Here is a 25,686-nt window from a genome sequence, read left to right as displayed (position 1 = left end):
GTAAAGGCACGCGCTAGTAACTATGGAAGGTGGGTGGTCCGACCGGGCTGATATTGGCGGCCGAACTTAAGTGTACAGAGTTTCACCCCAGACTATGCAGGACGAGCAAAAATCGGTCACAGTTCGGGAGATGTGGGAAGAGGTATAAGCTCATCCTCTATGGATACCGCACTGGCAAGTCGTTTACGCACTGGCAAATACAGGGCTATACCGATAAATGCCACGAGCGTTACAATCGCGATTATTCTTGGTGATGTATTAAAGGCTATTATTACTCCAGCCGAAACGCCAAAGAAAATTCTGCTGACGAGCCCAGCCATTGACAGAGTTGTTGCGCGTAGCTCAGATGCTGTTTCGTGTTGTAGGTTTTCGTCCAGGACTATTGAGCCAGCCTGCGAGCCAAAGAAACACACCACCAGGAATATAACTATTGCGAGAGTACCCGTCACAAATGCTAGGGCTGTCGTGCTGGCTAGTAACGCGCCGAGTGCTGTTAGTAGTACTCTGTTCGGACTTTTTACACGGTGCGCAAACTCCGAGCCAGCTATGTTGCCTACATGTATAAGCGCCAACAGCAGTCCAAACAACATGGGAGCTACGTTTTGTTTTAGCGCATATAGCTGATAGTACTCGTACCAAACAAAACGGCCTGCCGTTACAAGCGCCAATGCGACAAAGATGGCAATAAGCCACTTTTTCTTAGATACATTAAGAATAGCGCTTCGCACATGATGGGAGGCTGTGCCGGTAGATTGTTCTGTACGTTCTACGGCTGGATCATGCATACGCCACAGCAACACAAGTGCAACCACAGTTGGGATAAGCGTTACCCAATAAGGGGTGAGTAAGTCGCCGAGCTTGATAAGCACGCTTGCAGCCAAAGAAGAAACCAACAATCCAGCTAGTTGAAATGTGGTATACCGCGACAAGGCTTTTCTGTATTGTGACTGCTCGCCTTTTTCTTTCAGGAGATCATAGATATATGCATTGACTGTCCCTGACTGGAAAGAATAGTAGAACGCCCAGACTAAAGACATAATTGCAAACGACAAGAATGAGCGAACACTTAGCACGATGACAATTGCGGTGAGCATAAAGACCGACGACACCATCAACGACTTCCGCCTGCTCCAGCGATCGGCGATGATGCTCGAAGGTACTTCGATAAGAATCTGGCTGCTTTGGGCGATTATGCCTAGAATGATTATTTGTTTGGCGGTGATACCGGAACCGCTCCACAGCAGCTTCTCGATGGCATACCAAAAAATAAGTGCCTCAGTAAACGCCCAGGCATACAGTGGTCGCAGTATGTCTTTTGCTTTTTGATTCATCCAGGGAATTGTAGCACGGGGTTTGCTACGCTTTTCGCTGATGCCAGGTGTATAATCCAAAACATGAAGCTATACATATGCTGGAGCACCAACGGAAGCGACCATCACGACTGCGCAAAGGTCCATAAAGCCTTGACTGCAGCAGGCCATAACCCCCAGATCCAAAAAGCAAAAGGGCAAGAACATCTGCCAAAATTTCTCCAGGGCAAAGTACGCCGGGAAGTATTTGCGTTGACTGGCTCGTATTTTGTGCCAGTTCTAGTACTAGACGACGGTACAGCCATGAACAAACCTGACGAAGTTGTTGCCTGGGCCAAGAGCCATCCGGCTAAATAACTAAAAGAAAACCCCGGATTGTAGCCCTGACCCTAAATTGTTGAGATGTTATAATTTTAGCTAGGAAACGGGGGTGAAAGTGGAGACAAAAAAACACGCAGTAGTGATCGCTGGAGGTGGTCCGACCGGGCTGATGTTAGCGGCTGAGCTTAAGCTGGCTGGGGTTGACGTTGTCATCGTCGAACGCCGCGCTGACCAGCACCTGGATGAGTCACGCGCCAAGGGCATTCACGCTCGTGCTGTAGAAGTATTAGACCAGCGTGGTGTCGCAGAGCGGTTTATTTCTGCAGGGCAATCGTACCCAAACATAGGATTTGCTGGCGCTAGATTAGATATCAGTGACTTTCCGACTCGCCACAACTACTTACTGGGAATATCGCAGAGCAAGTTCGAGCCTATCCTGGCAGATTGGGCTGAAGAACTTGGTGTTCCAATTATGCGTAGCAGCGAGGTAACGAACTTCACCCAAGACGACCACGGCGTCACTATTAAAGTGTCGGATGGTCAGTCTTTGCGGGCAGATTATCTGGTCGGTTGTGATGGAGGGCAGAGTCTGGTCCGCAAGGTAGCCGGGATTGACTTCCCCGGTTTGGACGCCTCGGTTAGTTACATTATTGCCGAGGTAAAGATGAGTGAAACGCCAGCGTTCGGCATGCGTCCTGAAGGTGGTGGTATTGGCCCATCGGCAGACGGCAAATCGATAGGAGTCACAATACGCGAAAAGGTCGTCAAGCATGGCGACAGGCCGAGCATGGAAGAACTTCGCGAGGCACTTGTCTCTACATATGAGACAGATTATGGACTGACTGCCGTCAATTGGGTCTCGCGTTTCAGCGACGCCACCCGGCAAGCGGCGACTTATCGCAAAGGACGCATATTACTCGCCGGCGACGCCGCACACATACATCCGCCACAAGGTGGCCAAGGCCTTGGCACTGGTTTGCAAGACGCCGTGAATTTGGGATGGAAACTGGCACAAGTGGTCAACAAAACATCGCCAGGGAAGCTTCTGGATAGCTACCATGCCGAGCGCCATCCGGTTGGTGCCCGGGTATTGCAGAACACCAGAGCGCAAATTGTCCTGAGCAAACCCGACGGCCAACATGTGGCCACCCACGAGATCATGACCGAACTACTGGACATGGACGAGCCGCGCAAACACGTAGTGGGCATGCTCTCTGCCCTGGATATTCACTACGACCTTGGAGAGGGGTACCCCTTGCTCGGACGGCGCATGCCCGACCTTGATCTAGTGGTCGCAGACGGCCCGACGCGTTTGTTCAGCCTATTACATGATGCCAAGGCCGTACTTCTTAATCTGGGCGGGGCCGATGAGTTTGATGTTTCTGCTTGGTCCGGTAGGGTTAAATTGATCAACGCTACTTACAAAGGTACGTGGGAACTCCCCGTTCTTGGCGAGATCACCGCTGCCTCTGCCGCATTAATCCGACCGGACGGGTACGTTGCCTGGACAGGAAACATCGCAGATCCAGAGCTACCCCAAGCGCTTACAACCTGGTTTGGCGGAGTCGAGAAAGCCTAGCTTTTTGCTAGCTCTTTTTGCAGAATATAGAGGATCCGCTTGCGAGCTTCTTCGTCATCAAAATTATGGTTGCCATCCAGCGTTACGAGTGGGATCGCCGGATCAATTCCTTCAAACCTGACCTCACCCAACACTTCGTCTTGTCTGGCATTTATGATACGCAGCTTCGTAAATCGAGCCAGTCTATTATAGAGTTTCACGGGCTCGATACCGGCCAGGCTTTGCCAGTAATCAGGATGAATAACCGTCGTGCTGCCATCAGCGCGTGACAAACGTGTCCTAACCGTTACATCAATGGCTGTTCCTGTACGCGCACCGAGCTGCTCGGCAACGGTTGCTTCATTCATATCGTCCGGAGGAGTGAGCATAATAACCTTGCGTATGCCCCTAGGCTTCACCAGCCCCGCTACAACGCATCCCTGAGAGTGACATACTAGGTCAAGAATTGCGTCCGGATATTCAGCCCTAGCAGCATTAATGACTTTCCGAAGTTTCAATGCCTGCTCATGCAAAGGTTTTACCGTCAGTGTGTTCGACTGCTCGTTTATGGGATTGTAATCAAACATCACGCTTTGGGTGTTGGGCAAAGCAATGGAGATCGCGGTAAATAATCCGCGGTCAGTTTTGCGTACGCCAAAGCCATGCGAAAATATAACAACGCTAGAAGGGGTTTGGGCCATCTCTATATACTACTCTGTCTGTAGTGATTTGCCGCATGTGGAGTCGAGAAATTAAGATAGCCAGGCAGCAGTAAGGGTATAACCATGCACACACGTAGTTATGCTGCAAATGATTGCTCAAGCATTGCGCGCAATACGTCGAGCTTAACATCCGCAAGCTTATTTATATACAAACAAGCCACGGTCCTTTTGTGTTTGCCTAGTTTTGCTAGCAATTCGCCGTATCTATCAAAACCCTCGAAGTAAACCGTTATATTAGCCTTCCGTGGACTAAAAGCTAGCCGGGGCATATCGCCCTCGCGCCCTGTATCGTACTTATAGTGCTGCGAGCCAAACCCAATGATACTCGGCCCCCACATGCATGGTTTTTCGCCAGATATTTCTTGCATCAGAGCAATCAATGTGTGGGCTTCTTCGCGCCTTTTGTCGCTTACACTTCCTAGGAAAGACTCTACGTCTATCCCAGTTGGTTTAGTTTTCATACTGTTAATCATAGCAAATAAAATAATCCTTATGCCAAGGTCTATTGATGGTACTAGCTTATTGGCGTATCGCTACAATATAATGCAGGGATGAAAGCAATTGATGCCCGCCACTATTTAATTGAAGCTTCGATTAATTATGAAGAATTTCCAAGCCATGATACCTATCCCTTTAATCTGTCGATAGTCGAGCATTTTACCAGTCTTGAGTTCCACCCAAAGGTAACCTTTATCGTGGGAGAGAATGGTTCCGGCAAATCGACTTTACTTGAGTCGCTTGCCATTGGCATGGGATTTAATGCAGAAGGGGGCTCGCGGAACTTTCATTTTTCAACCAAAGATAGTCATTCGGAACTCCACAACTACTTTACCTTAGTAAAAGGTATTAGACGGCCACGTGACGGTTACTTTCTAAGGGCAGAAAGCTTTTACAATGTTGCGTCTGAAATTGAACGACTAGATGAAGACCCTGAGGGTGGACCACCAATTACATCTTCGTATGGCGGCATCTCCCTGCATGAGCAATCACACGGTGAATCATTTATCTCTCCAATGGAGCACAGGTTTAGGGGAAATGGTCTTTATATACTGGATGAGCCCGAAGCTGCGCTGTCTCCTGCTCGGCAATTCAAGCTCATAACTCTTCTGCATCAGCACGTCAGTAATGGCGCCCAGTTTATTATTGCTACACATTCTCCTATTATCATGGGCTATCCTGACGCAGATATTTATTTAGTCGGAAAGAATGGTATGCAGATAGTGAATTACGAGGATACGGAGCATTATAGGCTGACCAAGCGTTTTCTGGATGACAGGCATGACGTACTATCAGGGTTAATCACCTAACGAGTTTGTGTTGGCCCAGAAATTGTCACTTATCTTTTTCGGCCAATACCTTAACTCGCTCTAGGGCTTTGGGGTAGGTGTCTTTGAAGTATTCTTCCATTTCTGACGGAACATCAAATACGGCAGTTAAAGTCGTGGTGCCATCCTTTTCTACTAGTGAGTAGCTTTCTTTGCCGCCAGTCCACTCCTGGGCGCGTTCCTTTTCTCCGCTACCTTGCGTATCTGCCTGGTGCCTGAGCAGCAAAAATTCGTGGGCCACGAGCCTTTCAACCAGACTTGTTACACCATACCCGTTTTCAGAAGATATAAACTGTACTTCTTTACCTTCTTTTAGTTCCCCTGACATGTATGTTCCCGGGTCAATGATACCCGCCCATTCGCGAAGTGTTTGGTCTTGCCATAGAGTGTCCCACACCTTTTCTTTAGGAGCATGTATCTCAACTAAGAATTGTATTTCTTTCATAGTTTCATTGTAGCCCAAGACTTACATTTGCACCGCATTTGGCTCTAGTGCATCCCGGTGAGGGGCGAGCCTCAAGCACCGCAGCCCCCAGCACGGGCTTCTTGATGCCAGATAATGTACGTATCTCTAACTGTAAATTCCGAGAATGTTGATCCTACCAACTCAAACGAAACTTGCAAATCGGTTTAATTTATCCGCAACCTATTAGCACATTAACGATAGTCGTCTGATTCCTTCTAGAGTTCTTCTGCTAGTCCAACGAGGATTTGTTCAGGACCACGAATGTAGCAAAGGCGATAAGAGTCCTCGTACCGAACTATTTCACCGACAAGCTCGGCTCCATGCTTTTGGAGTCTAGATACTGTCTCGTCAATGTCTTCTACGGTGAACATAGTGCGTAGATAGCCAAGTGCATTCACCGGAGCATTGCGATGGTCGGCGATTACGGGTGGGGTAAGAAAACGCGATAGTTCAAGTCTGCCGTGTCCGTCGGGGGTAACCATCATAGCAATCTCAGCGCTCTGGTTGCCTAAGCCGGTGACACGCCCAGCCCATTCCCCTTCAACCATTGCCCGTCCTTCGAGCTTTAGGCCAAGCTCAGTGAAAAAAGAAACGGCTTTATCGAGTGATTCCACCACGATACCAACGTTGTCCATCCTTTTTAGATTAGATTTTTTGGCTTTCATCTCTGTTTTTTAATTTTATCCTTCTACGGCTACCGCAAAGCCACCGTACGCCATTTTCTTCATATCGTTCGGCATTTCAAAGTCAGTCTGATCGCTATATGATTCATCCATCTCGGCCATAACTTTTTTGTTTACTTCATCGCGGTGTTCTTTAGACTCAAAAACAATAAAAGAAAACCAGATATTTTCATCGCTATTTGCGCCAGTCATTTCAGCAAAAGCACGTGATTTTTGGTCACCCATTTCCTGCTGCTTCAGATCATCACCTCTGCACTCGAAGTATTGAAGCGCACCGTGCTTCATCCAAGAGTCTCGCCCTTCTTCTGCCATTTTCTGGTATTCGGCTTCTTTTCCTTTGGGCACTACAAGCACAAATCCATCGATATATTTCGTCATCTCATTTATCCCTTTTCATTAAAATTAAGTTCTTAAATAGATTTAACTCCTAAGACATTTTACATTATCTAGCTCAGGTTTTGTCTATGAAATTCTCCTCCAAAAAGCTTGAAAGCTGGTAATTATGAAGGTGCAGGGATAGTAGTAAAAGTTTACACTTATTCAGCCAAGAACTCCTAGGTTGGAGGCAGATGCTAGAGGCACCTTACAGACGTTACTTGCTTAGTAAGTAAGAGCTGGGACTTACGCTATTGTTTATGCGTCACGCCTTAGGACAAGCCAGTAGGTTGCAGATACTGCCATCCCAGTCAGTACTAAATACAATGCGGTCTCAATACGTTGGAAGTTCCAGTAGCGATATGCTGGCTGATACTTAACTTCCCAGTGATAGCCTAAGTCCGATAAGCAATTTATACTAATGACTGGTCCACCAGCAAGTGAAAAGGCAGCAGTTCTGGGCTTTTCTGGTGTACCAGGTTTTGGTGCTTCCTGCGACTCTGCTCGTTCTTTCTGCATTTGTTCTTCGTCAATGATGCATTGCTGTGGCGGAAACTTAGAGTCTAATTCCTTACCAGAGCTATCAAGCTGTTTTGCGCTAATAGTCCAATCTTCTTTATTCGGTCCACCAGGCGCAAACTCGCCCTTCTCTACTTTTAATGACTCTGTAGTAACCTGAGTAGCCTGATAGTGAGGTCGGGCAAACGTAGGAACGGCAATCTGTAGAACTAACAATAGTCCGAGCGTAGCCCCTAATGCTGGAAGTAATCTCTTAAACCAAGCTCCGAAAAGAATACCAACACAAACGGCGAACACCGCCATTGCAACTGGGACAACTCCTTGGCTCATAAATGCTAGTTCTGTAAATCTATCACTATTAACTGCATTGCCTGTACGTGAGAACCAAGTCGCTACTGCCGTGAACGCTCCTGCATACAAGACCGTTGCAAATAGTACCCAAGCTAGCTTTGTAGTGAGCCACTTGCGCCTTGAGATACCTTGCGTCCAAACGAGTTTGTTCGTATTCTCGGCATACTCTTTTGCAAGTAGCGGTACACCCCAAAATAGACCCAGTAAGAACGGTAAGCCCAAGAGCGTCAGCTTTACGAGATTAACAACCTGTCCCTCGGCTGCGGTTCTGAAAATAACATTTCTAATTTCTTTCTGACTACAGCCAGCAGCACCGACTTGACTGCAACTGGTTTGCACTTCTTGGTAATGTTTCCAAAAGTTCACACCAAACGGAATTGCTACTGCTGCAAAGATGATGAATATACCAACAAAAATCAGTAATTGTTTTCTGTATTGTCGCCAAATAAGCCAGTTCATTTTACGCCTCCTAACTTGCTTGCTTTGTCTTGTTCCATATAAGCCAATACGACTTCCTCAATGTTTACGGTTTGTACTTTGAAGTGTGGTTCGTTGATTTTGCCGTCCTTTTGTCTAACTACAAGCGTTGTTTGGCGAGGAGAGTGTGTCTCTTGAATAATTGTGTAGTTTGACGCTTTTGGTTTATCGTTCTTTGGACCCGTAAGTAACTTGTGTGTTTTTAGGACGTTATCTATGCTGTCGCACACTTGCGTCTTGCCAGCAGCCAAAATAATAACGTGGTCGCATACACGCTCTAGGTCAGCGAGTAAGTGAGATGACATTACAACCGTCAGCTCACCTTCTGCGTCAGCTACTGCTTGAGCCAGTGACGATAGGAAATCTACACGAGCAAGAGGGTCTAGCGCAGCAACAGGTTCGTCCAACAACAGAACCTTTGGCTTCTTTGCTAGGGCTAAAGCTAATGCAACTTGCACCTTTTGACCGCCAGAGAGCTTGCCAACGGCACGGCCTAATGGAATACCCAATTCCGTTATGCGCTTTTCTACCGATGCTTTATCCCAAGTTTTATTTAGATGCGCACCCATCGTTATATGGTCGCTTGTATTGAACTGTTTATAGAGGGGTATTTCTTGTGCAAGGTAACCAATTTCAGCAATAAAATCAGCAGCGTTACTTGATGGCTCGCCCAGTACTGTGCTGGTGCCAGCACTAGATGTGCTTAAGCCAACTAACAATTTAAGTAAAGTAGTCTTACCGGCACCGTTTGGACCGACAAGAGCCGTAACGCTACCTTTAGGAACAGTGATGTTTGCGTCTTTCAACGCCCAGAATGACCTATATTTCTTTCCAAGACCCGTTGTTTCTATTGCGTTATTAGAACTCATACCTACTTATCCCTTCTCTTTCCGTTATGTAGATTGACGTGAACCAATGCCTCTATTTGCTCATCATCAAGCCCAGCTTTATGCGCTTCTGCTATCCATGTATCCAAGCTTCCCGCTAACTTCGTTTGTACGGCGAGTGAAGGACCGTCAGGTCGCTTCTTTGCAAATGTGCCGCTTCCAGTTCTGCCTTCTACCAAACCTAGGCTTTCAAGTTCACGGTACGCTTTAAATACGGTGTTTGGATTTATGGCAATCTGTGTCACAGCTTCTTTGACAGTAGGCAGCTGGTCACCCTCTTGCAGCACACCCATTTGAAATGCCTGTTTAACTTGCTGCACAATTTGCAGGTACGGCGGAACGCCAGAGCGAGTATTCAAGCGAAAAATAATCATTTCACTATTATACTAGTTTACTAGTAAGATTTATGCAAATGGGACTCAAATTTGTATAACAGATAGGGTGAGAATGAAAAGACACACCCTAATGGCATGTCTCATCTGTTATGTTGGATTGGTGCGGGTGAAGGGGCAGGGCAAATCTGCAGCCGTGCTGTTTAGCCACGCTCCTGTGCGTGGCCTTGATTAACAAACTTGCCCTACGGGCACCGAGTTTGAGCCAGATCAACCATAGATCAAGAAAAATACCCCGACTAAAGCCGGGGTATTTTTCCTGGTGCGGGTGAGGAGACTCAAACTCCTGGCCTCTTCCTTGGCAAGGAAGCGCTCTATCAACTGAGCTACACCCGCTTAACAGAGTGAAATTATACCTCATTGGATCGGTTTTGAACAAGGCCAATAGGAGGCCAAGGCGATTTTTGGTAGAATACTCCCGGAATATGGTGCGTTGGCCGAGAAGTTAGGCATGGGTCTGCAAAACCCAGTAGACGGGAGCGTTACCCGTACGCACCTCCATTTTATGAGGGGTACTGTTTATGAAATCTGTCGTTGTTTGTGGATCTAAGCGTTATAAAAAAGAAATTGCAGATTTTTGCAAAAAGTTAGAGGACTTGGGCGTACTGGTTTTCGAGCCTAGTATCCAGCAGCCAATCTTTGAGCACGAAAAGGTGGGGTCTGATTACGCTACCTCGAAATTATTTAAGGGTTTGACCCTGGAGCATTTTGACTGGATCAGGAAAAGCGAGGTGTGCTTTGTCTATAATAAAGACGATTATGTAGGCACAAGCGTGACCATGGAAATGGCCTATGCGACTGCTCTGGCTAAGCCGGTGTTTGCTTTGTCGGGCAAGACGGGCGATCCATGCCGTGACGCCTTGATTGATAAAGTGATTAAAACACCTCAAGAGCTAGCAGCTTTGTTATAATACGGCAGGATAAGCGCGGGTGGTGGAATTGGTATACACGCGACACTTAAAATGTCGTGCTCACAAGGCTTGCGGGTTCGATTCCCGCCCCGCGCACCAGAACATTATTTAAAGGCTCGTTTTTCGGGCTGTTTTTTATGGGGGTAGAATTTATTGTGATTGGTTCTGAGCTAAGAAACGCTTTACATGCCGAGAATCCAACTCATTTCAAGGAGCTTATTGGCCCTGATACAGTGAGCGAATGTCTGGCTTTTTGTGAAGACGAAGAGGCGTTGGTCCTCAGGGCGTTGAGTCTGCAGACGCTGTCTATGTACAATAGCAATTTTGCGCAGACAGGAAACAAGGTCATATTCCCTAAAAACTTAGGTGAACTGACGGATGTCAGGGGGCAGGGCACCTACGGCGGCTATACCATTGGTGCTGTGGAAGGGCTGTCCGCGGCGGTTAATGGCCTGCGGGTGGCGCTTGGTGAGTTGTACAGTCCCCATGAGGTGTCTGCGGGTGTCTACATATCCGAGACCGGTGATGCTGTTTTTCCGCCTCACCCCGATGGCAATCCCGTTCTGGCTGTGCAGCTAAAGGGGAGCAAGAGATTTGGTTTCCCAGAGTTTGAGGCTGGAGCGGCCTTGGAACCTGGCGATGGCTTGTTTATTCCTGAGGGAGTGGTTCATTCTACTACAACAGTTCGTGACTCGGTACACCTCTGTATTGACATCCTTCCGCAAGATTTTTTTAATTGACAGGCACTTCGATTACCTATAAATACTTGTGTGGTATTAAAAATAAGCACATTGTGCACACTAGGAGAAAAGATGTCCTTAGCAGACTTATCACCAGATTTACAACCCGCCCCACAGCCAGAATTTGGAGAAGCAGACCAGGCCGAACTCGGTTCGATCTTGGGTCTTCGTGTGGTCGAGTGTGAGGCTGATGATCAACTAGCGCCAGTTCAGGTAGAGCCGCTTTCGCCAGAAGCAACCGTAACGCATTGGTACCCGAAAGGTCAGGCGCATGCCGCCACTGCTGTAAACGCAAACTAAGGTTTTGACGGCTTCTGGCAGCCTATATGTATCTGGACATAACCATAGGAGAGGACTAAAATAAACCGTAAACGTAATAGGATAAATATAGGACACAAGTAGTGGCACGACTTCCAAATCCGGGTAGTGATGATGGTGCCTGGGGGGATATACTCAACGATTTCCTGCAGCAGTCGATGAATCCTGACGGCTCGCTTAAGACGTCTGCTGTTGGAAGTGCCGCGCCCCATGCCTCGCCGTCTGCCCTAGGAATAGTGCAGCTCACGGGTGATCTGGGTGGTACTGCAAGTGTGCCAACAGTTACCGGGCTGCAAGGCCACGCCGTATCTCCGACTTCGCCCACCAACAACCAGGTCCTTTTATACAACTCTGCGGGCAGCCAGTGGGAGCCACAGACCTCTGCCGGTGGCTATACGGACGAGATGGCCCAAGATGCAGTAGGGGCAATGGCGGCCAATACTGTTACCGTGAACTTGACCTACATAGACAGCTCGCCGTCGTTCACCGCCGATGTAAATGACAATTCCATCACTTATGCAAAAATGCAGGATATATCTGCAACAGACCGGTTGCTGGGGCGTGACACCGCAGGTTCCGGCAATACCGAGGAACTGACGGTTTCTGGTGGGCTAGAATTCACTGGCTCGGGTGGCATTCAACGTTCGGCCCTGACTGGCGGAGACGTAACAGCAACGGCTGGTTCGGCTGTGGCCACTATTGCCAACGACGCCGTGACTTTTGCCAAAATCCAAAATATTGCAACGAGTCGGCTGTTGGGGCGCAGTGCAGGAGGTAGTGGCGACGTCGAAGAGATTACGATCGGTACGGGGCTACAGCTAACAGGTGGTGCGCTTTCTTCTACTGTAACGCAGTATGTCAACGAGGATGCCCAAGACGCTGTGGGCTTTATCCTGACCGATACCGCCACCATTGATTTTATTTACGATGATGCAACCCCAATCATAACGGCAGACGTCAAAGATGGCTCCGTGACATACGCTAAGATCCAAGATGTATCTGCTACAGACCGGTTGCTGGGGCGTGACACTGCATCGTCGGGTGATGTCGAGGAACTAACCGTCTCTGGCGGCCTGGAATTCACGGGTTCTGGCGGCATCCAGCGTTCGGCTCTCGCCGGAGGGGACGTAACTGCAACGGCTGGATCGGCCGTGGCCACTATTGCCAACGACGCCGTAACCTACGCCAAGATCCAGAATGTTTCGGCGACCGATCGGCTGCTGGGGCGTTCTACCCCGGGAGCTGGAGATATCGAAGAAATTGTCCTGACTGCCTTTGGACGGTCACTGATTGATGATGTAAATGCCAGCGACGCCCGTGCCACTATTGGCGCGCAGGCTACCGATGCCACCCTGACGGCCTTGGCCGCCTATAACACCAATGGCTTAGTAACCCAGACTGCTGCCGATACTTTTACTGGCCGAACTATCATGGGCGTGGCCAATGAGATTACTATTACCGACGGTAATGGCGTTGCGGGCAACCCGACCCTGGGTATTCCTACGGCAGTGACTTTCACAGGCAAGACCATTACCGGTGGTACGTATTCAAGCCCGACGCTCACCACGCCTGTTATTGCTAGTTTTGTCAGTGCCACGCATAATCACCAAAACGCTGCCGGTGGCGGAACGCTGGACCACGGCCTGGCGCTCACTGGTCTGACCGATGATGACCACACTCAGTATGCTTTGCTTGCGGGCCGGGCCGGTGGCCAGGCGCTTATCGGAGGAACTGCCAGCTCAGAGAATCTGACACTGGCCTCTACGACTAACGGCACCAAGGGGTCGGTGTCGGTCGTTGCCGCTGACAAGTTTGTTCTGCGTGCCACCACACATACTGCTCGCTGGTTTGGTATCGACTATACCGAATCAGTTGCAACAAGTGCGGGTGAGTTCGCCCTTACTCAGATAGATGGTACCGTTTCCTTTACGAATGTAGGGGGAGTGAACGCCAGCACCATCTTTAGGCCGCTCTGGATCAAGCCAATCGCCGCATTGGCTAAGACCATTGCCAGCGTAGTGGGTTTCGCCCTAGAAACCAGTGCAACTGGCACCGGGGGACTGACGGACTTTATTAATATATCTAGTTCACCCGGGTACGGAACTTCCGGAAACGTCACGAATCTGTATGGCCTAAAGACTCAAACCGTTCACTCGGGTGCATCCACTATAGCCAATGCTTATGGCGTACAGGCGGGGATTACTATCTTTAATCCACTGTCCATACTGACGTCATTTACAGCCTATTCGGTTACTGACGTCATAAACCCATTTGCCGGCACCTTCACCAACCAGTACGGCTTGGATGTTGCCTCGCTTACCGGCGCGCTCACTACAAATGTCGGGGCAAGGATTGCTCATCCTGCACTTGCAAACGGCTTGGGAGCTTCTACCGACAGCATAGGCCTCCTTATTCCGACGGTCAGCATTAGCGTGGGCAACCAGACTGCTACGCTTGTTAACAAGCATGGTATTTCTGTTGGTGTAGCCACCATGACTTCTACCACCAATGTTCGCACTATTACCAACTTAGCCAGCGTGTATATCGCCGGGGCGCCCGTGGCCGGTGCTAACGTTTCGGTCACCAATGGCCCGTTTGCGCTATGGGTAGATGCTGGCACGGCCCGGTTTGACGGCAGAATACTTGGCAACCAGGGGGCAGACGTGGCGTCGGTCAACAACCTGGTACTAGGTACGGACGGTAACGTTTTTGAGATTACCGGCACCACTCAGGTTAATCTGCTGTCTAATATCGGGTGGCAAAATGGGTCAACGGTTACCTTGTTGTTTACTGCTACCCCTACTGTCAAGCATGCCCAGGCCACGGCAACGACCAACATTACTATTCTGTTGGCGGGTGCAGTAGACTTTGTGGCCACGGCGGGGGATAGCCTGACCCTGGTGCTGAGCGAAATAGGCGGCACGCAAGGCTGGCGTGAAGTTGCTCGGGCTGTTATCTAAACTACTTGCTGTATAATCCTAAATATATTTGGAGGAACAAATATGCGTATCAAAGTTACTGACCAACTGACAGATTACGAAGACCGAAAATTGGTAGAAGGTACCGAACCTGTGACATATCGCCGGGTATTTGTGACGGCTCTAAATGCTTTTGAAGACAAAGACCGACCTGCGCCAGACGTCATGGCACAGATATATGCACTCAGCACCAGGCTCTACGGCGCTAACGAAGTGGACCTGACCCTGGAAGAAGCCTCATTGATAAAAGAGCGCGTTGGCAAAGTCTATAACCCCTTGGTCTATGGTCGCACCTGCGACCTGCTCGAGGGTACAACCTCTAAAAAGAGATAGTTATACCCATTTCTTTTGCATATCTATGTCATATTTAGCGAATTGAAATTATTTAATTGTTATTAAGCTAGACACCCGGGTGGTTGCGGACGTAGAATAAGCATAAGAAAAACGGGGTATAGTTTGGGGGGTAGATATGGCTCGGCTTCCGGTTCCGGGTAGTGATGATGGTTCATGGGGGGATGTGCTGAATGACTTTTTGTCTCAGTCTTTCAATACTGACGGTTCTATTAAACCGACGGCTGTTGAAGACGCTGTATCCGACGCAAGTACAACCAAGAAAGGTATTGTGCAGCTGGTTGGTGACTTGGGCGGAACTGCAGGCAGTCCCACGGTGCCTGGCCTGGCCGGAAAAGAAAACACCATCACGGCTGGTACGACCGCGCACTACTGGCGTGGTGACAAAAGCTTTCAGGCGCTGGATAAGTCAGCGGTGGGATTGGCAAATGTGGACAATACATCTGACGCTGGCAAGCCGATCTCTACGGCAACTCAAACTGCCCTCAATCAAAAAGGTGTCTTGGCCTACGACGCCTACGTTGCCAGTACTACCTGGACCAAGCCGGCAGGTGCCAAGGTAATAGAGGTGTTTGTAATCGGCGGTGGCGGCGGTGGCGGCAAGGGCGCAACGGCTGCCTCTGGCGTAGTGCGGTTGGGTGGAGGCGGCGGTGCTGCAGGTGGTGTGGTGGTTGGGCAGTTCGACGCCAATGCCCTGACGGGAACGGTAGCGGTTACCGTCGGAGCAGGTGGAGCAGGTGGTACCGACCCAACTACTACGGGTACTAATGTTGGCAGTAGCTCTTCGTTTGGATCGTACGTTATAGCAAGTGGCGGCGGTGGCGGTTTTGGCGGTACTGCTTTTGGTGCCGGACTTGGTGGTAACCCGGGTGCTACTTCGTTGATTGTAGGAAGCGGCACAGCAGCAATCACAGGTGCCTTTGCAGCTACTGGTGGTGCGGGCCATGTGGGCGGCGGCGCGCCTGGTCGCTCTATCGATGCGGCTAACAGCCCTAACGCTTTTGTGGGTGCGGGCGGAGTTTCACCCGCGGGGGCTGGCGGAGCTAGTTCGACTTCTCAGGGCGGCGTAGGTGCCACTGGTGTAGCTGGCGTAGGAACTAATGGTGGCTCTGGCGGCGGTGGTGGCGGTTCACACACGACATCGGGTAGCAGTGGTGGTGCTGGTGGCGCAGGTGGTGCCAACGGTGGCGGCGGTGCAGGCGGCGGCGCTGGAACTGGCGCGGGAGTTGGGGGTAATGGTGGCGTGGGCGGAATGGGAACGGTAATAGTAATTACCTATGGGTAAGTCTAGGAGGTTTACATGACACCAAAACAGGTGGCCGAAATAGTCGAATTTATACTACAAATGCAACAACTGCCAGAGACTCTGGCTAAACTATCCGAGGAAGGGCGCGTAGAAGTTATCTCGCAGATGGAAGCGCGCAAGGCAGAGTTGGGCCTGTAACTTTTCTAGACAAGGTCGGGGTATATTCGCTACACTAAAGCATAAGTAGTAAGCGAGGAAAATAAAACAGTGGCACGACTTCCAGTCCCGGGTGGCGACGAGAACACGTGGGGCGCCGTCCTAAACGACTTCTTGGCAGCCGCTCACAATACCGATGGCAGCCTAAAAACTGCAGCAGTGGCCAGTGCCGCCACCGACGCTTCACCGACTGCTAAGGGTGTCGTCCAATTAACCGGTGACCTCGGCGGCACGTCTGCAAGTCCAACGGTGCCGGGATTGACTGCCAAAACGAACACCACGGCATTTGACGCTCACGTTGCTGACGCTGCCGTTCACTCGTCTGGTCGCGAGCTGGCCTATGCGGCGATTACGACTAACCAACTGGGAATTGTTACAACGGGCGCTGGACCAGGCTTTGCCGTAACTAACATCACCAACTTGTCGGTTACGGTGCCAGATACTGTTCGTCCGGTATATCTTTCGGCCATAGTGCACGTGACCAACGACACGGCAGGCGCTGGGGTCGTGGTCGGAATAATGCCCAGTGCTGGTACGATTGTGCTGCAAGTTATTCAGGCGTGCGCGGTTACTATCCCTACGGCAATTCGGCAGGAAGAGATTTATATAGAAGTACGTATACCTCCTCATACCCCTGATACTTATCGCTTGGTGGCCAACGTTACGTCCGGCAGCGGCAATATTGTGGCAACGTCTATTGCGCCTAGCTTCTTTAAAGCCGTAGAGGCGTAAGTAATATGGCTGTCCAACAGGTGTGTCGGACACGCGGCGTGGACCAGTATATTTCAGGTGAGCGTCATGTGATGTGGTGGCACCGGCTAGACCCACTAGATGCAGACGCCAAAATTGGCATGGCGTTGATACATGGTGCGGGTGGTACGGCAGATTATTTCTTTACAGATCCTATCTCTGGCTTGATTGCGCCCAACGCGGCGTCTACTAACCGCATGCCCGCTATCGCTACCGATGCAGGAGGCGTTATATCTTGGGGCAATAGCACGGCCATGACTGCTATGGACGCCACCATGACATATTTTCACAGCCAAATGGGTGCGCGTACCGATCAGGTTATATTGCTGGGTCAGTCCATGGGTGCCACGACGGTTCTGAATTGGGCACGGGCTAACATTTCCAAGGTAGCTGCTATTGTTCTCCATGTTCCCGCTGTAGATATTCAGGACATTATCGATAACAACCGGTCCGGTTTGGGTCCCAGTGTGACTGCAGCCTACGGCGGTACCCCGCCCGCCAATTTTAATCCAGCTGTAAATACTGCCACTTTTGCAGCGGTGCCCATTCGTATATGGTATTCGTCTAACGACATTGTTTGCGTGCCTAGTGTTGTAACGGCCTTTGGGACTGCTACTGGTGCAACCATGACCAACCTCGGCGCGGTCAATCACACCATCACCGGCATAGACATAGACGATATGACTACCTGGATCGCACAATATATATAAACAAACGGGCGCTCTCTACAGTGGTACCCTGGGGCCAAAAGTGCTACACTACTACTGATAAATATAAGGGGAAAACCTACCTATGATGTGGATAATTCTGGCAGTAATTGCGGTAGTTGTTATCGCTTTGATTGCAATGTACAACGGCCTTGTTCGGGCCAACGTCCGAGTTGACGAGGCTTGGAGCGACATTACCGTGCAGCTTAAACGCCGGTATGACCTTATTCCCAATTTGGTTAGTGCTGTCAAAGGCTACGCCAAACACGAAAAGGGTGTATTCGAAGAAGTCACCAAAGCCCGTACCCAAGCAATGGGTGCTAAGGGTGTAGAAGAAACTGCCAAGGCTGAAAACGCCTTTGAGCAAACGCTGAAGAGTTTGTTTGCGGTTGCCGAAAACTACCCAGACCTAAAGGCTAACGAAAACTTCAAGCACCTCCAAGAAGAATTAGTAGATACCGAGGACAAGATCCAGGCTGCTCGCCGGTTCTATAACGGATCGGCTCGTGATCTTAATATCAAAGTCAAAACTTTCCCTACTAACATCTTTGCGGGCATGCTTGGTTTTAAGGCACGCGCATTCTTCGAGGTAGAAGAAAGCGAAATGGCAAGTATTAGCAAGCCGACTAAGGTTGAATTTTAAGCAAAATCTCAGGCTGATTGGTCAGGGTAAGTTCTAGTGTACAAAGAAATAGCGGCTAACAAGCGACGAACAGTACTATTGATGGTACTGTTCATACTTCTGGTAAGCGTTTTGGGCTGGCTGTTTGGGCTGTATATGGGCCGGCAGGCCCTCACGCCCTATGTGCTGGCGGGGGCTGGGGTGTATGCGTTGTTTAGCTATTTTGTGGGCTCTAGCGTGGCACTAGCCTTTAACGGTGCCCGAGAGATAGCCAAAAAAGACAACCCCCGGCTGTGGCGTATTGTCGAGAACCTGGCTATTACCAATGGCTTGCCTATGCCAAAGGTATACCTCATAGACGATCCGGCCCCCAATGCTATGGCGACCGGTCGCAACCCTAACCATGCAGCTGTGGCTGCAACTACGGGCATCCTAGACGTTATGACCGATACCGAATTAGAAGGGGTGATGGCGCACGAATTAGGGCATATTAAAAACTATGATATTCGGGTGTCCATGATTGCTTTCGCCCTGGTGGCCATTGTCAGCATCATTGCTGACTTTATGCTTCGAATGGTGTGGTTTCGGGACAATGATGATGAGGGTGGGGGCAATACACTCTTCTTTGTACTGGGCATCGCTGCCGCTATCATTGCACCGCTTATAGCTGTCTTTATCCAGCTGGCAATATCTAGGCGCCGGGAATACCTGGCCGATGCCACCGGGGCGCTAACTACTCGGTATCCCGAGGGGCTGGCCAGTGCACTCGAAAAGATAGAAGCCCATGGTAGCGCCCTCAAAAAGCAAAATGCTTCTACGGCCCACTTCTTTTTTGCCAACCCGCTAAAGGGTAAGGGCCTATCTAACCTATTCAGCACCCACCCTCCGTTGCAAGATCGCGTTGCAAAGTTGCGACATATGAGTGAAGCTAAGTAAGAGAAAATCATGGCCACAAAAAAGAAAACAACCACCAAGCCAAAGCCATCAAAAGCCACTGTAGCGACACAGTCCGACAAGCCGCGCCAGCTCAAGCCATCCAAGAAGGCTAGATGGCGCGTCAAGAAGAATCAGCGCGCCCAGACTGCAGCGCTGCCCAATGGGTTCAAGGTTCTCAAGAAAGCGCTGCGCACCCTGGCTACCAACTGGCGACTGTTCGGCAGTATTATCCTGGTCTACTTAGTCCTATCTATAGTATTAGTGGGAAGTTTGGCGGCGGGGGGTAACCTGGGCGATACCAAAGAACAACTAGAGGTTGTCGAAGCTGGCCAACTGGATAAGGGTGTGACTATTGCTACTTCGCTGATCGGCACTGGTAACTCGGGCGAAGGTGGCTCGGCTTATCAGTCGGTTGTGCTAGTAGTGGTCAGTCTAGCAACCATTTGGGCGCTGCGTCAGGCTATGGCCGGCAAGCGAGCGTCTTTGCGTGATAGTTTTTATAAAGGCATGTATCCGCTGGTACCATTTGTGCTGGTACTGCTGGCCACTGGCTTGCAGCTTTTGCCGGCCCTGGTTGGTGTATTTTTGTTTTCTGCCCTTGGAGCGGCGGGCGTTCTGGGCAATCCGGTGTTGGGCATTGGTGCGCTAGTGATGTTGTGTGGCTTGCTGTATGTTAGCCTGTACCTGCTGAGTTCTTCGGTATTCGCGTTGTATGTGGTGACACTTCCGGACACCAGGCCCTTTGGCGCTTTGCGTACGGCTCGCCAGTTGGTGAAGTATCGCCGGTTTAGCGTTATTCGCAAGCTCCTGCTGTTGCCGTTTTTGTATTTTATAGTTGGGGCACTGCTGATGGTTCCGATTGCATTGTATCTGACACCATTAGCGCCACTGCTTTTCCTGATACTTACTATGTTTGGATTCACAATCGCTCACGCCTACCTGTATACCCTATACAGGGAACTCTATGAGTAGCACCCAGAAGCAGAAGCTGACACTTGCTCAGGCAAAAGACCGTGTAGCCAAGCTGCGAGTGCTCATAAATGACTATCGCTACCACTACCACGTGCTGGATGAGTCCACCATGAGCGAGGCCGCAGCCGACAGCTTGAAGCACGAACTGACAGAGCTAGAGACTGCTTATCCTCAGTTGATAACGCCGGACAGCCCCACCCAGCGAGTAGCCGGACAACCATTGCCTGGGTTTACCAAGGTGCAGCACAGCAGCCGAATGATGAGTCTAAATGACGTCTTTAACCGTACCGAACTAGAAGCGTGGGAAAAGCGTACCGAAAAACTGGCCCCCGGAAGGAACCCAGAATTTTTTGCCGACCTTAAGATGGACGGATTGGCCTGTGCACTGGTGTACGAAGACGGGGTTTTGACCCAGGCCATAACTCGGGGTGACGGGTTTGTGGGCGAAGACGTAACGGCTAACGTGACAACCATAGAGAGTCTTCCTATGCACTTGCGGCCCAGCAAGAAATATGATCATTTGCTGGTGGGCCGGACCGAGATTCGTGGCGAGATCATCATGTTCAAAAAAGACTTTGAAGCGCTGAACAAAAAGCGCGAAGCTGCAGGCCAGCCAACTTTTATGAACCCGCGCAATCTGGCTGCAGGTACTATTCGCCAACTTGACCCCCGGCTGGTGGCCGACCGTCCGTTGCAGTTCCGTGCTTATGACATCTTGCGTCAGAATACCAGTGACGTCCCTACCAACTCCTACGCGTACGAGGCCCTCCGGGCTATTGGACTGCCAGCTAACGTTCAGGCAACAATCATACGTAGCGTGGATGGCCTCATGGAATTTGCCGAAGACTGGGAAGAAAAGCGCCACAAGCTGCCGTTCCACACCGATGGCCTGGTGGTGAAGTTGAACGATCGCAAGCTATTTGCAGAGCTGGGATCGGTGGGTAAAGCACCCCGCGGCGCGGTAGCCTACAAGTATCCGGCCGAAGAAGCGACCACCATTGTCAAAGACATTCTGATCAGTATCGGCCGCACCGGCGCAGCTACGCCCGTGGCCGTATTTGACCCGGTGGTTGTGGCCGGTACCACCGTGCAGCATGCTTCGCTACATAACGCCGACGAGATTGCCCGCAAAGATATTCGGGTGGGCGACACCGTTATTATCTTTAAGGCCGGGGATATCATTCCACAGGTCCAAAAAGTCCTGACTGAGCTGCGGCCTAAAAATACCAAGCCCTTTCATATGGAAGGCGAGCTGGCCCGCGAGTTTCCGGATATGGAGTTTGTGCGTCCAGAGGGCGAGGCTGTGTACCGCGTCAAAGGCGCAACTGGCCCACTGTTGCTCAAGCGCGGGCTGCGCCATTTTGCCAGTAAGGGCGCACTAGATATCGATACCTTGGGCGAAAAAAACGTCATAGCTTTGGTAGACGCCGGACTGGTCAAGGACCTGGCTGACATCTTTACGCTCACCAAAGAACAAGTGTTGGGAATGGATAGATTTGCCGAAGTTTCTGCAACAAACTTGCTAAAAGCCATAGAGGAAAAGAAAAATCCAGAACTGGCCCGCTTTATCTTTGGCCTGGGTATTCGGCACGTGGGACAACAGACAGCTATTGATCTGGCTCAGCATTTTAAGCGGCTCGATTCTCTGGGGACCACCACGTTAGAAGAGCTTCGGGCGGTAGATGGCGTTGGCGACATTGTCGCAGAGTCTGTGGTGGTATGGTTTGACGAAGAAGAGAATCAAAAACTACTGGCAAAATTTAGGCAGGTGGGTGCTTGGCCACGAGACGCCAAGACGGTCCACGGTGCCCTGAAGGGCAAGCGGTTTGTAGTAACTGGCTCGCTCGAGACTATGGGGCGTGACCTGGCGGCCGAGAAAATCAGAGCCCTTGGCGGAACCTTTCAGTCATCGCTGGGCAAAGATACCGACTACTTGGTAGTGGGCGCCAACGTGGGTGCCAGCAAGCTGACCAAGGCCGAAAAATATGGCACCAAACAAATAGACGAAGCCGCACTACTAAAAATGCTGTCCTCTTAAGGTTTTGAAATCACGGCTAAATAGCTTATGCTCTAAATAATATGAAGCAAAAGCAGACAGTGCTGTACTGTTTTTCGCCGCCTGTTATGGTGGCCACCTTTCTGATAGAGAGTGCCTTGTTGGCATATGTGTTGTGGCGGTACAAAATGTCGCCAATTGTCAGGCTGATCAGCAGTGCATTGGTGTTCTTGGCTACTTTTCAGCTGGCCGAGTACTACGTCTGTGGAGGCACCGGCACCTCTGCTGCCCTGTGGTCACGCGTTGGGTTTGTGGCTATTACGGCTTTGCCACCCTTGGGGTTGCACTTGGTGCATCTGATTGCCGAGCGGCCGGGGCGCCGCTTGGTATACATTGCCTACGCCACGGGGCTGGCCTGGGCGGTACTGTTTGGCGCAGGCGACTGGGCCTTTGTGGGTCATGCTTGCGGCGGAAATTATGTCATCTTTGACTTGCGCGGCAGTCTGATGGAACTTTACTGCGTGTACTACTATGGGTGGTTGCTCGGGGGCATCGTGTTGGCGACTCGGTTCCTGCGCAAGGCCAAAAAGAAGCAGGGAAATGCGCTGATGTTGCTGGTGGCCGGCTATCTTGTGTTCTTGCTGCCGACCGCCACTGTTAATATCCTCAGACCAGAATCACTGATGGGCATACCCAGTATCATGTGTGGCTTTGCGGTAGTGTTCGCGTTTATACTGACATTTGGCGTCCTGCCCCAGGTAACGCCAAAGCCTAAGGAGGGAAAATAATATGCTAGAAGAGTTAACTGCCGCACTCGAAGACTATCAAACCAAATGGGCCACATTTATAGCCGATCGCTCTAACAAAGAGTTTTTTGCCTCGCTCCGGCCAACTTCGGTTGCATGGAAAACAACCGACCTGGCCGAATTCGACAAACTATTTGCCGAGCTAAAGGACCAATCAGACCAAATCCATCTGGGATGGATAAACGAACGCTGGCTGGCTAGCTTGCATCTGAGGGATGCCTCACTCCCCGGCGGTGTAACGCTTATCAAGCTCATGCAGCGTCGTCCTGGCTCGTCCGATGCCGTGGGGCTGGATCATGTAGATTTCATTATCCCACCAAACAGCTCGGCCAAAGCTGTCGCAGAGAAAGAAGATATGAAGTGGACCGAGGAGAAAAATGGCTTGCACTGTAAGTGGCTATCGGTATGGTTTGAGGGTACAGAGGCAAAGCTACGCAGCGAAACCGTCTTCAGGGTCTGTGCAGATGAACTAGTACATATAGAAAAACAGATACTTGCCTAGGGCAGGGGATTGGGGTTAGTTTGGAGAACAAAATGCACACTGCAAAGCGTCCGTTGTCTCTCAGGATTTTGGGCGTTGTAACCATTTTTGGCAGCGTAGCGTGCTTGGGGTTGGCTGCTTCGGACGTATCTGTAATAAGAGACACTTATAGCGTCTCCAACAGTCTTTCTGTCTTTCTGCCATTTCTGGTGATATCTATAGGGTTCGGTGGCGTGGGCGTGATGTGTTTGGTATCAAACCGTTTCAAGACTGTTTCGCTGCTGTTGTCACTATGGCTCGCCTTGATCATGATAGAAGTCTTGGCCATATTGGCTTCTTACTCGGTGTTTGCGCCTTTTGCCGGTGAGGTTCGGTTTAGCGTGCCCAGTATTGTGGCGCTGGGTGGGCTGTTCTTGCTCATCCTGAAGGCACGCATAGACGTAGGGAGAAGGGCAAGGTCCGATGATGTTTTGCCAATCTCGCCCAACCATCCACAGGCCGGCATTGTGAAGATCGAGCAGTACAAAATTCCGTGGGCTCAGGTTGCCCTATTGGGAGCGGCCACGCAGCTTCTGTTGATGGCCTTTATTGCAGTTCTGACGTCTATGAGTTTTATAGTGGCGCTCTACACTGCCATGATTTTTCAGAACGGATTGCCTGCACTGGTTTATTGTTGCGCTATTATTATCGCCTATAACAGTTTGAAGCATCGTGGGTTAGAGGCTGCGATGACGATTGCAACTCTGTCTATGACTACCTTGTATGCTGGCTTTATACTGCTTTCTAAATTGCCGGGGACCGAACTCAAGTATCTAAAAGGATACGAACTCACCCGCTGGGAGCGGCTGTATAGTAACCCGGCAGCGGTACTGGGTGGCATGTTCCTGGTCGGTGCGTTCGTGTTTGTGCTGTTTACCTATGTCACCAATGTATTTCGCTACAAAGTCGCACTTGTCGGTATTTTGGCGGTTGCCGTGCTGGGCCTGAACATTCTCGTCCAGTTATACGATCCGCCAACACCGGACTTTGTATACCGAAAGGTCTCAGATATAGACTGGGCAGTCTATCCGCGCTACCTACCGCCGGGGGTCCAAGAGGATTCAAAAGACATACCTTGCTCCAAAACAGAAGTAGCTGCTACCTGGTATGAATGCGGCTACCGGTTCGAGCAGTATCCTGGTTACCTGACGCTCACCACCCAAGCGCGGATCAAGAAGGTACAGGCTCAACCCCCGGTCACTGATATCACTTTTGCCCCTCAGAATTTTTTCGAGGTAACAGTGCTGAGGGACGACCCGGTGTTGGATCCTTATAAATACAAAGACGAAAAATGTGACTTCTCGGGACTGCGTCAAGTAGGCAGGTTGGGCCAGGCAGAGCGCAAAGAAGCCTCGCGTCGGCCCGAGCCCAAGCTACTTCGGTGCATAGCCGTGAAGACGCCCAAGGGTAAGGCGCTGTATTACGACTCGTTCAAGAACCACCAAGAAGCCGTGAGTGTACCTACGACTTTTTACCTTCAGCAGAAGGGCAATGTCGTTATGGTAACCATTGATTATCCAAATACCATCAAGGCAACCTCGCCATCAGCACTCTACTTGACCGACGCCAATTTCCAACTCGAACTCTACAGGTTTGTGGACGGTATTGAGTAAATAGGTTATGCTAATAGTAATCGTGCGCATTATGCGGCGAAGAAAAACAAACATCTTCACAATTTCTTGCTCCACACCAGCTGCAAGAACTGTGCAAAAATAAAAAGATGGGCGTAGTATCCGCCGCAGGGTGGGCGCGCACGAATAAAAGAACCGGCTTTTGGTCGGTTCTTTTATATGGCGTTTACAGTCGATATTTTAGGCAGTTTTGTCTGTGCGCGTCACTTCCCAGTCGCCGCTGATGATCTCTACGTCGTTGTTGTATTCGACAATCTTGCCACGAAGGGTTGTACCGTCTGGGTCTATCTTGAGCATGCCTACGCCGTAGTAGGCTTGGCCTTTGTAGGCGCCGCCTGGCGAGGCGTCTTCTTGCCAGTTGCCTGTTAGTAGATTTAGGTGGTCGTCTAGGCTCAGGCGGGCTACAAAGTAGTTGCCAGCAGGAGTAGCTATGCTTTCTAAGACCAGCTGGTTGCCCATTTGGTGGATCTTGATGTCGTACTCGCTCTTGCCGCCTTCTGGCTCTAGCTTATTTACGTACTCAAATGTGCTTTTCCAAGTGCCTGAAAAATCTAGCTTGTCTGCCATGTAGATGCTCCTTTATACCGTTCTAGTATAGCT

At 50.3% G+C, this 25,686-nt stretch carries 29 protein-coding genes and 3 tRNA genes; 21 read left to right on the top strand and 11 right to left on the bottom strand.

What is annotated here, in order from left to right; translation table 11 throughout:
- Positions 1-116: 116 nt before the first annotated feature.
- Positions 117-1,331 carry an MFS transporter gene (locus VK694_04030; protein ID HTE57889.1) on the bottom strand — a complete coding sequence of 405 codons (1,215 nt, stop codon included), beginning with the start codon at positions 1,329-1,331 and terminating at the stop codon, positions 117-119.
- A 63-nt stretch (positions 1,332-1,394) separates the two neighbouring features.
- Here VK694_04030 and VK694_04025 point away from each other — a divergent pair, with 63 nt between their 5' ends.
- Both VK694_04025 and VK694_04020 read left to right on the top strand, forming a co-directional pair.
- A complete protein-coding gene (locus VK694_04025) occupies positions 1,395-1,667 on the top strand; it encodes a hypothetical protein (GenBank protein HTE57888.1) in 273 nt (90 codons plus the stop codon).
- A 73-nt stretch (positions 1,668-1,740) separates the two neighbouring features.
- Entirely contained in the window at positions 1,741-3,210 is a 1,470-nt protein-coding gene (locus VK694_04020; GenBank protein ID HTE57887.1) for an FAD-dependent monooxygenase, read from the top strand.
- Here the strand turns inward: VK694_04020 and VK694_04015 are convergent.
- Positions 3,207-3,890: a hypothetical protein gene (locus VK694_04015; protein HTE57886.1), complete on the bottom strand. Its 684-nt coding sequence runs from the start codon at positions 3,888-3,890 to the stop codon at positions 3,207-3,209. The two genes, VK694_04020 and VK694_04015, sit on opposite strands and share 4 nt — an antisense overlap.
- 98 nt (positions 3,891-3,988) lie before the next feature.
- A complete protein-coding gene (locus VK694_04010; protein ID HTE57885.1) occupies positions 3,989-4,372 on the bottom strand; it encodes a DUF1801 domain-containing protein in 384 nt (127 codons plus the stop codon).
- A gap of 90 nt (positions 4,373-4,462) precedes the next feature.
- Here VK694_04010 and VK694_04005 point away from each other — a divergent pair, with 90 nt between their 5' ends.
- Complete coding sequence (locus VK694_04005; protein HTE57884.1) at positions 4,463-5,218, top strand: AAA family ATPase; 756 nt, start codon at positions 4,463-4,465, stop codon at positions 5,216-5,218.
- Between the two features lie 25 nt (positions 5,219-5,243).
- Here the strand turns inward: VK694_04005 and VK694_04000 are convergent, their stop codons facing one another.
- The 7 genes from VK694_04000 to VK694_03970 form a co-directional block, all read right to left on the bottom strand.
- Positions 5,244-5,681: an SRPBCC domain-containing protein gene (locus VK694_04000; protein HTE57883.1), complete on the bottom strand. Its 438-nt coding sequence runs from the start codon at positions 5,679-5,681 to the stop codon at positions 5,244-5,246.
- Positions 5,682-5,917: 236 nt separating this feature from the next.
- Positions 5,918-6,367, bottom strand: coding sequence for a VOC family protein (locus tag VK694_03995; protein ID HTE57882.1), 450 nt, complete (start codon positions 6,365-6,367; stop codon positions 5,918-5,920).
- Positions 6,368-6,382: 15 nt separating this feature from the next.
- Entirely contained in the window at positions 6,383-6,763 is a 381-nt protein-coding gene (locus VK694_03990; GenBank protein HTE57881.1) for a DUF1428 domain-containing protein, read from the bottom strand.
- A 255-nt stretch (positions 6,764-7,018) separates the two neighbouring features.
- Positions 7,019-8,089 (bottom strand): ABC transporter permease, encoded by a 1,071-nt coding sequence (locus VK694_03985; protein ID HTE57880.1) that lies wholly within the window; start codon positions 8,087-8,089, stop codon positions 7,019-7,021.
- On the bottom strand, positions 8,086-8,976 hold the full coding sequence (locus VK694_03980; GenBank protein HTE57879.1) for an ABC transporter ATP-binding protein: 891 nt from the start codon (positions 8,974-8,976) through the stop codon (positions 8,086-8,088). Before VK694_03980 ends, VK694_03985 begins: the two co-directional genes overlap by 4 nt.
- A gap of 2 nt (positions 8,977-8,978) precedes the next feature.
- A complete protein-coding gene (locus tag VK694_03975; protein ID HTE57878.1) occupies positions 8,979-9,368 on the bottom strand; it encodes a GntR family transcriptional regulator in 390 nt (129 codons plus the stop codon).
- A gap of 278 nt (positions 9,369-9,646) precedes the next feature.
- Positions 9,647-9,722 (bottom strand) — tRNA-Gly (locus VK694_03970).
- 91 nt (positions 9,723-9,813) lie between these two features.
- Here VK694_03970 and VK694_03965 point away from each other — a divergent pair.
- From VK694_03965 to VK694_03880, 18 genes are all read left to right on the top strand, one after another.
- Positions 9,814-9,887, top strand: a tRNA-Cys gene (locus tag VK694_03965).
- A gap of 20 nt (positions 9,888-9,907) precedes the next feature.
- Entirely contained in the window at positions 9,908-10,297 is a 390-nt protein-coding gene (locus VK694_03960; protein HTE57877.1) for a hypothetical protein, read from the top strand.
- Between the two features lie 13 nt (positions 10,298-10,310).
- A tRNA-Leu gene (locus tag VK694_03955) sits at positions 10,311-10,396 on the top strand.
- A gap of 38 nt (positions 10,397-10,434) precedes the next feature.
- On the top strand, positions 10,435-11,037 hold the full coding sequence (locus tag VK694_03950) for a hypothetical protein (GenBank protein ID HTE57876.1): 603 nt from the start codon (positions 10,435-10,437) through the stop codon (positions 11,035-11,037).
- A 72-nt stretch (positions 11,038-11,109) separates the two neighbouring features.
- Complete coding sequence (locus VK694_03945) at positions 11,110-11,337, top strand: hypothetical protein (GenBank protein HTE57875.1); 228 nt, start codon at positions 11,110-11,112, stop codon at positions 11,335-11,337.
- Positions 11,338-11,438: 101 nt separating this feature from the next.
- On the top strand, positions 11,439-14,315 hold the full coding sequence (locus tag VK694_03940) for a hypothetical protein (GenBank protein HTE57874.1): 2,877 nt from the start codon (positions 11,439-11,441) through the stop codon (positions 14,313-14,315).
- A gap of 42 nt (positions 14,316-14,357) precedes the next feature.
- Complete coding sequence (locus VK694_03935) at positions 14,358-14,666, top strand: hypothetical protein (GenBank protein HTE57873.1); 309 nt, start codon at positions 14,358-14,360, stop codon at positions 14,664-14,666.
- A gap of 136 nt (positions 14,667-14,802) precedes the next feature.
- On the top strand, positions 14,803-15,969 hold the full coding sequence (locus tag VK694_03930; protein HTE57872.1) for a hypothetical protein: 1,167 nt from the start codon (positions 14,803-14,805) through the stop codon (positions 15,967-15,969).
- Between the two features lie 15 nt (positions 15,970-15,984).
- The gene (locus VK694_03925) at positions 15,985-16,128 is read left to right on the top strand and encodes a hypothetical protein (GenBank protein HTE57871.1); all 144 of its coding nucleotides are present in this window, start codon (positions 15,985-15,987) and stop codon (positions 16,126-16,128) included.
- A 69-nt stretch (positions 16,129-16,197) separates the two neighbouring features.
- Positions 16,198-16,878: a hypothetical protein gene (locus tag VK694_03920; protein HTE57870.1), complete on the top strand. Its 681-nt coding sequence runs from the start codon at positions 16,198-16,200 to the stop codon at positions 16,876-16,878.
- A gap of 5 nt (positions 16,879-16,883) precedes the next feature.
- Positions 16,884-17,606 (top strand): alpha/beta hydrolase, encoded by a 723-nt coding sequence (locus VK694_03915; protein HTE57869.1) that lies wholly within the window; start codon positions 16,884-16,886, stop codon positions 17,604-17,606.
- A gap of 82 nt (positions 17,607-17,688) precedes the next feature.
- Complete coding sequence (locus VK694_03910) at positions 17,689-18,246, top strand: LemA family protein (protein ID HTE57868.1); 558 nt, start codon at positions 17,689-17,691, stop codon at positions 18,244-18,246.
- Positions 18,247-18,282: 36 nt separating this feature from the next.
- Entirely contained in the window at positions 18,283-19,161 is an 879-nt protein-coding gene (locus tag VK694_03905) for a M48 family metalloprotease (protein ID HTE57867.1), read from the top strand.
- A 9-nt stretch (positions 19,162-19,170) separates the two neighbouring features.
- A complete protein-coding gene (locus tag VK694_03900; GenBank protein HTE57866.1) occupies positions 19,171-20,133 on the top strand; it encodes a hypothetical protein in 963 nt (320 codons plus the stop codon).
- A complete protein-coding gene (ligA, locus tag VK694_03895) occupies positions 20,126-22,171 on the top strand; it encodes an NAD-dependent DNA ligase LigA (GenBank protein ID HTE57865.1) in 2,046 nt (681 codons plus the stop codon). Before VK694_03900 ends, ligA begins: the two co-directional genes overlap by 8 nt.
- Positions 22,172-22,212: 41 nt before the next feature.
- Positions 22,213-22,917 carry a hypothetical protein gene (locus VK694_03890; protein ID HTE57864.1) on the top strand — a complete coding sequence of 235 codons (705 nt, stop codon included), beginning with the start codon at positions 22,213-22,215 and terminating at the stop codon, positions 22,915-22,917.
- Between the two features lies 1 nt (position 22,918).
- Positions 22,919-23,437 (top strand): hypothetical protein, encoded by a 519-nt coding sequence (locus VK694_03885; protein ID HTE57863.1) that lies wholly within the window; start codon positions 22,919-22,921, stop codon positions 23,435-23,437.
- A 32-nt stretch (positions 23,438-23,469) separates the two neighbouring features.
- Positions 23,470-25,068, top strand: coding sequence for a hypothetical protein (locus VK694_03880; GenBank protein ID HTE57862.1), 1,599 nt, complete (start codon positions 23,470-23,472; stop codon positions 25,066-25,068).
- Between the two features lie 198 nt (positions 25,069-25,266).
- Here the strand turns inward: VK694_03880 and VK694_03875 are convergent, their stop codons facing one another.
- Positions 25,267-25,653, bottom strand: coding sequence for a hypothetical protein (locus VK694_03875; GenBank protein HTE57861.1), 387 nt, complete (start codon positions 25,651-25,653; stop codon positions 25,267-25,269).
- Between the last annotated feature and the right edge of the window lie 33 nt (positions 25,654-25,686).

It is taken from the genome of Verrucomicrobiia bacterium (genome assembly GCA_035489575.1).
Taxonomy (GTDB): Bacteria; Patescibacteriota; Saccharimonadia; order Saccharimonadales; family JAGQNK01; genus DATHJY01.
Note: the sequence above shows the minus strand (reverse complement) of the source record. Positions and strands in the feature narration are given on the sequence as shown.